Below are 8,860 nucleotides of genomic sequence, written 5' to 3'. Positions count from 1 at the left end.
GCCCGGCCGGCCTCGCCGCGGCGGCAGCCGCCGCCCGCTCAGGTGCCCGCGTCATCCTCGCCGACGACCAGCCCGAACCCGGCGGCAGCCTCCTCGGCACCGGCGAGCACCTCGACTGGGTGGACGAGACGACCGCCCGACTCGACGAGGCCCCCGACGTCCACGTCCTGCGTCGCACCACCGTCTTCGGCTACTACGACGACAACCACCTCCTCGCCGTGGAGCGCCGCACCAACCACCTGGGCGCCCAGGCCCCGGCCCGGGTCTCCCGCGAACGCGTCTGGCGTATCCGCGCCCGCCGGGTCGTCCTCGCCACCGGCGCGCACGAGCGCTCGCTGGCCTTCGCGGACAACGACCGCCCCGGCGTGATGCTGGCCGCCTCGGCCCGCGCCTACCTGAACAAGTACGGAGTCCTGCCCGGCCGCCACGCGGTCGTCTTCACCACCAACGACAGCGCCTATGCGGCAGCACTGGACCTCGCCGCGGCGGGCGTGACCGTCGAGGCCGTCGTCGACACCCGCGCCGAGCCGGGGGAGTGGGCGGAGCGCGCCCGGCAGGCCGGCATCGAGGTGCTGGCGGGCCACGCCGTCACCGGCACGGAAGGCGCCGCCCGTCTCACGGCCGTGACCGTCGCCCCGTACGGACAGACAAACGGAGAGACAACAGGCCGACGGGAGTTCGCCGCCGACCTGCTCCTGGTCTCCGGCGGCTGGAACCCGGTCGCGCACCTGTTCAGCCAGGCGGGAGGCAAACTCCGCCACGACGAGGAACTCGGCACCTTCGTCCCCGACACCTGCCGCCAGGCGGTCGAGGTCGCGGGCGGCGCGAGCGGCGTCTTCGACCTGGCGCGCGTTCTCGCCCAAGGGGCTGCCGCGGGCGCCCGTGCGATCGAGGCCGAGGGCTACACCCCGGAAGCGGTCCACCCGCCACGGGTGGCCACCATGCCGCAGACACCGCCCATGCCGGTCTTCACCGTCCCGGGCAGGGAAGGCGCCCCGCGCTTCGTCGATCTGCAGCGCGACGTCACCGTCGACGACCTGGCCCGGGCGACCGGTGCCGGTCTGCGCTCCGTCGAGCACACCAAGCGCTACACCACGGCCGGCACGGCGAACGACCAGGGCAAGACCTCCGGTGTCCTGGCCGGCGGCGTCGTCGCGGAACTGCTCGGCGTGGACGTCTCCGCGCTCGGCACCACCACCTTCCGGCCGCCGTACACCCCGGTCTCCTTCGCCGCTCTCGCCGGCCGGCACCGCGGTGCCCTGCACGACCCGATCCGCACCACCGCCCTGCACGCGTGGCACGTCGCGCACGGCGCCCTGTTCGAGAACGTCGGCCAGTGGAAGCGCCCCTGGTACTACCCGCAGGACGGCGAGGACATGGAGACGGCCGTACTGCGCGAATGCGCCGCCGCCCGCGAGGGCGTCGCCTTCATGGACGCCTCCACCCTCGGCAAGATCGACGTCCAGGGCCCGGACGCCGGGGTCTTCCTCGACCTGCTCTACACCAACATGATGAGCACCCTGAAGGTCGGCATGATCCGCTACGGCGTGATGTGCCGCCCGGACGGGATGGTCTTCGACGACGGCACGGTGATCCGCCTCGACCAGGACCGCTACCTGGTCACCACCACGACGGGCAACGCCGCCGCCGTGCTGGACTGGATGGAGGAGTGGCTCCAGACGGAGTGGCCCGAACTGCGCGTCCACTGCACGTCGGTGACCGAGCAGTGGGCCACCGTCGCCCTGGTCGGCCCGCGCTCCCGCGAGGTCCTGGGCACGCTCGCCCCCCGACTCGCCGTCGCGGCCGAGGACTTCCCGTTCATGGCGTGGCGCGAGACGACGGTCGCCGGTATCGACGCCCGGGTGTGCCGGATCAGCTTCTCCGGCGAACTCGCCTATGAGATCAACGTGTCACCGTGGGAGGCCCTCGCCCTGTGGGAGGCGCTGTACGAGGCCGGCGCCCCGTACGGCATCACCCCCTACGGCACGGAGACCATGCACGTCCTGCGCGCGGAGAAGGGCTATCCGATCGTCGGCCAGGACACCGACGGCACCGTGACGCCGCAGGACCTCGGCATGAGCTGGGCGGTGTCCAAGAAGAAGAAGGACTTCATCGGCAAACGTTCCTTCGCCCGGGCCGACACCGCCCGCCCCGACCGCAAGCACCTGGTCGGGCTGCTTCCGGAGGACCCGGGCACGTTCCTCCCCGAGGGCACGCACCTGGTCGCCGGCAGTGTGCTGCCCGCGCCGCCCGTCCCGATGCTCGGTCACGTCACGTCCAGTTACCGCAGCGCGGCCCTCGGCCGGACCTTCGCCCTCGCGCTCGTCAAGGGCGGCCGGGACCGCATCGGTGAGCGCCTCTACGCCCCCGTGGGCGACCGGCTGGTCCCGGTGACCGTCGCGAGTCCCGTCCTCTACGACCCCGAGGGAGCCCGCCGCGATGGCTGACACCGCCGTTACCAACCCGCTTCGCAGCCCCCTGTCGCATGCCGCCGGCCGGCTGGCCGCCGCGACCCGCGCCTCCGGGGGCGCGATCCGGCTGGCGGAACTGCCCTTCCTGACCCAGATCGATGTGCGCCTCGACCCCAAGGGAGCGGCGGCGGACGCCGTGGGGCTGGCGCTGGGCCTCCCACTCCCCGTCGACCCCGGCACCGTCGTCCGCGCAGGGGAGCTGACCGCGCTGTGGCTCGGCCCCGACGAGTGGCTCGTGGTGGGACCACCGGGCGGTCGGCACGACCTGGAGAGCCGGATCCGTGAGGCCGCGGGCGACGAGCCCGTGTCCGTCATCGATGTGTCGGCTCAACGCACCACGCTCCTCATCACCGGTCCCCGGGCCCGCGACCTGCTGGCCCACGGCTGCTCGCTCGATCTTCACCCGCGGGTCTTCGGCCCGGGGCGCTGTGCCCAGACGAACCTGGGCCGCACCCAGGTCGTCCTGGTCGCCCGTGACGACCCCAGGGCCGGGTTCTGGGTGCTGGTCCGTTCGTCCTTCGCCGGCTACCTGACGGACTGGCTGCTGGACGCGGCCGTGGAGTGGACGGGCTGACGCGGGCAGCGTGAAGCGGCGGTCGGTGATCCGGAGTCCGGATCACCGACCGCCGCTTGTCATGAGGTGCCTGTTCCTGCTTGTCGTGAACCTCAGCCCGTATGACCGAGTCGGCGGCTCAGCTCGTCCGCTCCCGCGACCAGCAGCGGCGCGAGTTCGTGCATCCGCTCCAGGGTGAGCCGGAAGGCCGGCCCCGACGCGCTGAGGGCGGCGACGACCTCGCCGTCCGCCGAACGCACGGGGACGGACAGGGCGTTGAGGCCCACCTCGTATTCCTCCAGCGTGATGGCATAGCCCTGCTCACGGGCTTCGGCCAGGTCCGCCTCCAGTTTCTTCCTGGAGGTCACCGTGCGCGGCGTCAGACGGGGGAGACCGGCCTCGGCGAGGAGCTCGTCGCGTTCCTCGCGGGTGAGGTGGGCCAGCAGGACCTTGCCGCTCGACGTGCAGTGCAGCGGCGTCAGCCGTCCCACCCAGTTCTGCGCGGCGATGGCCGACGAGCCGCGCACCTGGTAGAGGTTGATCGCGTGGTGGGACTCGAGCACGGCGATGTTCATCGTCTCGCCCACATCGTCGACGAGACGCTCACAGATCCCGCGCCCGTGTCTGGTGACGGCGATACGGCCCGTCACGGCGCCCGCCAGGCGCACGACGCCGAAGCCGAGACGGTACTTTCCCCGTTCGCTCTCCTGCTCGACCATCCCGTGCGCTTCCAGCGCGCCGAGCAGACGGAAGGCGGTGGACTTGTGGACGTCGATCGCCGCGGCCACTTCACTCACGCCCGCCTCTCCGTGCTGGGCGAGAATCTCCAGCACGGCGACGGCACGGTCAACGGATTGCACTCCGCCACTGGGAGCGCCTGCGGTCTCAGCGCCGAGGTTGCTCATGGCGAAACTCTAGGTGCATTGGGCAACAAGTGTGAGGGGGTGGGTGTCACTTTCCTCAGCGGATTCCTCAACGGAAGACGACCGTACGGTTGCCGTTGACCATGACGCGGCTCTGAGTGTGCCATTCCACCGCCCGCGCCAGGACCTGCGCCTCGACGTCGCGCCCCAGGGCCACCATACTGTCGGGCCCCTGCGAGTGGTTCACGCGGATGACGTCCTGCTCGATGATGGGGCCCTCGTCGAGGTCCGGGGTGACGTAGTGGGCCGTCGCTCCGACGAGCTTGACGCCGCGTTCGTACGCCTGGACATAGGGGCGGGCGCCCTTGAAGCTCGGCAGGAACGAGTGGTGGATGTTGATCGCCCGGCCTTCGAGCTGCTTGCACAGGTCGTTCGACAGGATCTGCATGTAGCGGGCGAGGACCACCAGGTCGATGTCCAGCTCGTCGACGAGTTCCATCAGCCGCGCCTCCGCCTCGGGCTTCGTCTCCCGGGTGACGGGCACGTGGTGGAAGGGGATTCCGTAGCTCTCGGCGAGCGGCTCGAAGTCCCGGTGGTTGGAGACGATCGCCGGCACCTCGATGTTCAGCGCGCCGGTCCGCCGGCGGAAGAGCAGGTCGTTCAGGCAGTGCCCGAACTTCGACACCATGATCAGCGTGCGCGTCGGCGTCGACGCCTCGTACAGCTGCCAGGAGATCCGGTACGCCTCCGCCACCTGGGCGAAGCCGGACTTGAGGCCCTCCAGCGACATGCCCGGGTCCGAGACGTCGAAGTGCACCCGCATGAAGAAGCGGTCCTGCAGCCGGTCGTCGAACTGCTGGCTCTCCTGGATGTTCCCGGAGTGCCGGACCAGGAAGCCGGTGACGGCGTGGACGAGGCCCGAGCGGTCGGGGCACGACAGCGTGAGGACGAACTCGCGGCCGGCTGTGGGTCCGGCTGTGGGTCCATGAGACACGGAGCCCTCCCAGAGGAAGTGCGTAATACGCAACGAGCTGACTGATACGCAACATGGTCCTGGCTGTGACGGTCTGCGGTCAAGGGCTTGACACCGCTTCGGGCGGACTGCACCGTGAGTTGCGTAGCAAGAAGCTCGTTGCACATGAGGCAACCGCTCGCCCGCCGAGGCGTTTCACTCCGAGGTGAACCATGACTACGACCGGCCTGCCGGAGAGCCTGATCGCGACCCTCCCCGGTGACCACTACACGGACCCGGAGATCTTCCGCCTGGAGCAGGAACACATCTTTGAATCCATGTGGTTCTGCGCGGCACGCGCGTCGGAGCTGGCGAGGCCGGGCGCTTTCCGGACCGTGGACGTCGGGCGGGAGAGCATCCTGCTGACCCGGTCGCGGGACGGCTCCGTCCGGGCCTTCTTCAACGTGTGCCGGCACCGGGGCGCGAGGCTGTGCACGCAGGAGTCCGGCGAGGTGAAGAGGGCCTTCCAGTGCCCGTATCACGCCTGGACGTACGGCCTCGACGGCAAACTCGTCGCGGCCCCGAACCTGACGAGGATGCCGGACGTCGGCCGCACGGAGTACGGCCTGGCGAGCGTGGCGGTACGCGAGTGGCTCGGCTACGTGTGGGTGTGCCTGGCCGAGAACCCGCCCTCGTTCGAGCAGTCGGTGATCGCGGACGTGGTCGCGCGCCTGGGCGACGTGGAGTCCGTCGAGCGGTACGACGTCGAGAGCCTGGAGGTCGGCCGGCGGATCGTCTACGACGTCAAGGCCAACTGGAAGCTCATCATCGAGAACTTCATGGAGTGCTACCACTGCGCGACCATCCACCCCGAGCTGACCGAGGTCCTCCCGGAGTTCGCCGACGGCTACGCGGCGCAGTACTACGTGGGCCACGGCGCCGAGTTCGGCTCGGACGTGCAGGGCTTCACCGTGGACGGCTCGCAGGGCCTGGACCGTATCCCCACGGTCTCCGAGGAGCAGGACCGCCGGTACTACGCGATCACGGTGCGCCCGCAGGTGTTCATCAACCTGGTCCCCGACCACGTGATCTTCCACCGGATGTTCCCGGTGGCGGTCGACCGCACGATCGTGGAGTGCGACTGGCTGTACCTGAAGGGCGTGGTGGCGAGCGGCCGGGACGTCAGCCGGTCGGTCGAGCTGTTCGACCGCGTCAACCGGCAGGACTTCGACGCCTGTGAGCGCTGCCAGCCCGCGATGAGCTCCCGGCTGTACGCCAAGGGCGGCGTCCTGGTGCCCAGCGAGCACCACATCGGCGAGTTCCACGACTGGGTGCAGGGCGCACTGTCGGGGTAGCCGGCCTGGCGCGTGACGCCGGTGCGCCCGCTGTCAGGGAGCCGTGCCGAGATCCACGGCCAGGTCCTCGGTCTCCGTCCAGAAGCTGTCGTCGGCATCCTGGAGCCGGCCGGCGGCGTGTTGCATATGGCGGCGTGCGGCGGCCCGTGCCGCTTCGGGGTCGCCTGCCTCGATGGCGGCGAGGATGGCGTGGTGCTCGTCCCGGACCGCTTCGAGGAAGTCGTTGCGGCGTGCCTCGTTCGCGCGCGTGACGCGGATGCCGCTGCGCGACACGTCGCCCAGGTACCGCACCGTCGAGACCATCACGGCGTTGCCGGTCGACTCGGCGATGGACCGGTGGAAGGCGAGGTCCTCGTCCACGCCGTCGCCGCCGGCCGCGACCGCCGAGTCGATGGTGTCCAGTGCCTGGCGCATCCGCGCGAGGTCGTGCGGTGTGGCCCGGGTGGCGGCGAGGCCGGCCGCCTCGCCCTCCATGGCCCTGCGTACCTCCACGATCTGCAGCACCTTCGCCTTGGTGTCGGCGGCGTCGAGGTCGAGCGGGCGGGTGCGCCGCGGCAGGACGAACACGCCGATGCCCTGCCGCGGTTCGATCAGCCCGGCGTTGCGGAGCCTCGACAGGGCCTCGCGCACCACGGTGCGGCTGACGCCCAGCTGCTTGACCAGCTCCACCTCGGTCGGCAGCCGGTCACCCTCGGCGAGCCGCCCCGACTCGATCTCCTCGGAGAGCGTCGCGGCGACCTGGTCGGCGAGCCGGACAGGACCGGGCACCTTGGAAAACATGGTTTTCAGTCTATAGACCCTCGCCCGGCTGCCCCGCCGTGAGCGGCCCGTCGACCAGGACCGCGTCACGGTGGTCGGCGGCGTAGTCCCGTACCACCGCTGCGAAGTCCGGATCGGGCTGGAGCCCGAGTGCCGCGGCACGCGTGGTGTCGAAGACCGAAGGCCACGAACCCACGATGGCCTCGACCTCAGGGTCGGGCGCGATCGTCACCAGGTCGGCCACGGCGTCACCGGCCAGCTGCCGCAGCGTGGACAGCATCTCGGCGACCGAGACCGTGAGCCCCGGAAGGTTGACCGGCAGCCCGCCCTCCAACCGGCCCCTCCCGGAACCGCGCTCGGCTGCCGCGATGCGGAGGATCCCCTCGACCGTGCGCCGGGGTGACGCCAGGACCACTCGCAGGCCGGGACGCACCGGGCAGATCGCGGGGAGCCCCGCGAGCGGCTCGCGGATGATGCCGGACAGGAAGCCGGAGGCGGCCGCGTTCGGCTTGCCGGGCCGCACCGACACGGTCATCAGGCGGGCCACGCGTCCGTCGAGGAAGCCCCGGCGGGTGTAGTCCGCGACAAGCTGCTCGCAGACGAGTTTCTGGATGCCGTAGCTGGAGCGGGGCGTGGGCAGGGTCGACTCGCTGACCACCGGCGGCAGCGGCAGCGCCGGGTCGGAGCCGTAGACCGCCACGCTGCTGGCGAACACCAGGCGTGGTGGGGGCCCGCCGGCGGCCGACTGAGCCCGGGCGGCTTCGAGGAGCGCGCGGGTGGTGTCCAGGTTGGCGCTCATGCCCAGGTCGAAGTCGGCCTCGCACTCGGCCGAGACGGCGGCGGCGAGGTGGATCAGCACGTCCACCGGCTCGGCGAACACGTCGTCGAGGCACTCGGCGAGGTCGCCCCGCACCGTCTCCACGAGTGGGTCGGCCGTCTCCGGAGCACCGGGCGGCACGATCCGGTCGGCGAGCACCAGCCGGTCGATCGGCGCACCGCGGAAGGTCCGCGTCCGGAGCAGGGTGCCGGTGACCTGTCGTCCGAGGAAGCCGAAGCCACCCGTGATGACGATCCTCATGCGGTGTCTCCTCGGTAGTCGTTCATCGGTGGTCGTCCAGCCAGCCGAGGCCTTCGCTCGTGCCGGCGAGGGGGACGTACTCGCAGCCGATCCACCCGTCGAAGCCCAGGTCGTCGACAACGCGGAACAGGTGGCTGACGTCGAGCTCGCCCTGGTCGGGCTCGTGCCGGTCGGGCACGCCCGCGATCTGCAGATGACCGACCCGGCCGGTCGGCAGGTCGCGGCGCAGGGTGGTGGTGAGGTCGCCTTCGACGATCTGGCAGTGGTAGAGGTCGAGTTGCACCTTGAGGTTCGGGGCGCCCACCTCCCGCACGACCGCGTGCGCCTCCGCCTGCCGGGACAGGAAGTAGCCCGGCATGTCACGGCCGTTGATCGGCTCGATCAGGATGTCGACGCCCAGCGCGGCGGCTCGCCCGGCGGCCCAGCCGAGGTTGGCCAGGTAGGTGGCGCGGTGCTCGGCCCGTTCCTTCGGCGTGGCGCCGGACGGCAGGAGGCCGGCCATCACGTGCAGCCGCGGGCAGTCCAGCGCGGCGGCGTACTCCAGAGCCCGGTCGATGCCGGAGCGGAGCTCCGCCTCGCGGCCGGGCAGCGCCGCGATCCCGCGTTCTCCGGACTCCCACGCCCCGGGAGGGGCGTTGAACAGCACCTGCCTCAGGCCGTGGTCGTCGAGCCGGCGGCGCAGCTCCGTGGCGTCGTAGGCGTAGGGGAAGAGGTATTCGACGGCGGTGAAGCCGTCCGCCGAGGCCGCGGCGAAGCGGTCGGGGAAATCGTGCTCGGTGTACATCAGGGACAGGTTCGCTGCGAACCTCGGCATGCTGGCTCCTGTCTG

8 protein-coding genes are annotated in these 8,860 nt (G+C 71.1%); 3 read left to right on the top strand and 5 right to left on the bottom strand.

Going from position 1 to position 8,860, the window contains the following annotated elements; translation table 11 throughout:
- Together CCL05_RS06865 and CCL05_RS06860 are read left to right on the top strand one after the other, a co-directional pair.
- A partial coding sequence (locus CCL05_RS06865) for a glycine cleavage T C-terminal barrel domain-containing protein (protein WP_086559588.1) occupies nucleotides 1-2,447 on the top strand: 2,447 nt, incomplete at its 5' end.
- Entirely contained in the window at nucleotides 2,440-3,045 is a 606-nt protein-coding gene (locus CCL05_RS06860) for a sarcosine oxidase subunit gamma (protein WP_086559587.1), read from the top strand. The genes CCL05_RS06865 and CCL05_RS06860, both read left to right, overlap by 8 nt.
- Nucleotides 3,046-3,137: 92 nt before the next feature.
- Here the strand turns inward: CCL05_RS06860 and CCL05_RS06855 are convergent, their stop codons facing one another.
- Both CCL05_RS06855 and purU read right to left on the bottom strand, forming a co-directional pair.
- Nucleotides 3,138-3,929: an IclR family transcriptional regulator gene (locus CCL05_RS06855; RefSeq protein ID WP_425275896.1), complete on the bottom strand. Its 792-nt coding sequence runs from the start codon at nucleotides 3,927-3,929 to the stop codon at nucleotides 3,138-3,140.
- 67 nt (nucleotides 3,930-3,996) lie between these two features.
- Nucleotides 3,997-4,881 carry a formyltetrahydrofolate deformylase gene (gene purU / locus CCL05_RS06850; protein WP_086559585.1) on the bottom strand — a complete coding sequence of 295 codons (885 nt, stop codon included), beginning with the start codon at nucleotides 4,879-4,881 and terminating at the stop codon, nucleotides 3,997-3,999.
- A gap of 191 nt (nucleotides 4,882-5,072) precedes the next feature.
- Here purU and CCL05_RS06845 point away from each other — a divergent pair, with 191 nt between their 5' ends.
- Nucleotides 5,073-6,194 (top strand): aromatic ring-hydroxylating oxygenase subunit alpha, encoded by a 1,122-nt coding sequence (locus CCL05_RS06845; RefSeq protein ID WP_086559584.1) that lies wholly within the window; start codon nucleotides 5,073-5,075, stop codon nucleotides 6,192-6,194.
- Between the two features lie 33 nt (nucleotides 6,195-6,227).
- Here CCL05_RS06845 and CCL05_RS06840 read toward each other — a convergent pair whose 3' ends face one another.
- From CCL05_RS06840 to otnI, 3 genes are read right to left on the bottom strand one after another with little or no spacing between them, the layout of a single operon-like run.
- A complete protein-coding gene (locus CCL05_RS06840) occupies nucleotides 6,228-6,974 on the bottom strand; it encodes a FadR/GntR family transcriptional regulator (protein WP_086559583.1) in 747 nt (248 codons plus the stop codon).
- Between the two features lie 10 nt (nucleotides 6,975-6,984).
- Nucleotides 6,985-8,031: a D-erythronate dehydrogenase gene (gene denD / locus CCL05_RS06835; RefSeq protein ID WP_086559582.1), complete on the bottom strand. Its 1,047-nt coding sequence runs from the start codon at nucleotides 8,029-8,031 to the stop codon at nucleotides 6,985-6,987.
- A gap of 22 nt (nucleotides 8,032-8,053) precedes the next feature.
- Nucleotides 8,054-8,845, bottom strand: a complete 792-nt coding sequence (otnI, locus tag CCL05_RS06830; RefSeq protein ID WP_086559581.1) for a 2-oxo-tetronate isomerase — start codon at nucleotides 8,843-8,845, stop codon at nucleotides 8,054-8,056.
- Between the last annotated feature and the right edge of the window lie 15 nt (nucleotides 8,846-8,860).

The sequence above is a fragment of the Streptomyces africanus genome, from assembly GCF_002150735.1.
GTDB lineage: Bacteria > Actinomycetota > Actinomycetes > Streptomycetales > Streptomycetaceae > Streptomyces > Streptomyces africanus.
This window is presented reverse-complemented; position numbering and strand designations above follow the sequence as displayed.

Bases quoted from the DNA above. Each gene is read 5' to 3' on its own strand.
- CCL05_RS06860 (WP_086559587.1), top strand. From the start codon at position 2,440: ATGGCTGACACCGCCGTTACCAACCCGCTTCGCAGCCCCCTGTCGCAT.
- CCL05_RS06855 (WP_425275896.1), bottom strand. From the start codon at position 3,929: ATGAGCAACCTCGGCGCTGAGACCGCAGGCGCTCCCAGTGGCGGAGTG.
- CCL05_RS06845 (WP_086559584.1), top strand. From the start codon at position 5,073: ATGACTACGACCGGCCTGCCGGAGAGCCTGATCGCGACCCTCCCCGGT.
- CCL05_RS06840 (WP_086559583.1), bottom strand. From the start codon at position 6,974: ATGTTTTCCAAGGTGCCCGGTCCTGTCCGGCTCGCCGACCAGGTCGCC.
- denD (WP_086559582.1), bottom strand. From the start codon at position 8,031: ATGAGGATCGTCATCACGGGTGGCTTCGGCTTCCTCGGACGACAGGTC.
- otnI (WP_086559581.1), bottom strand. From the start codon at position 8,845: ATGCCGAGGTTCGCAGCGAACCTGTCCCTGATGTACACCGAGCACGAT.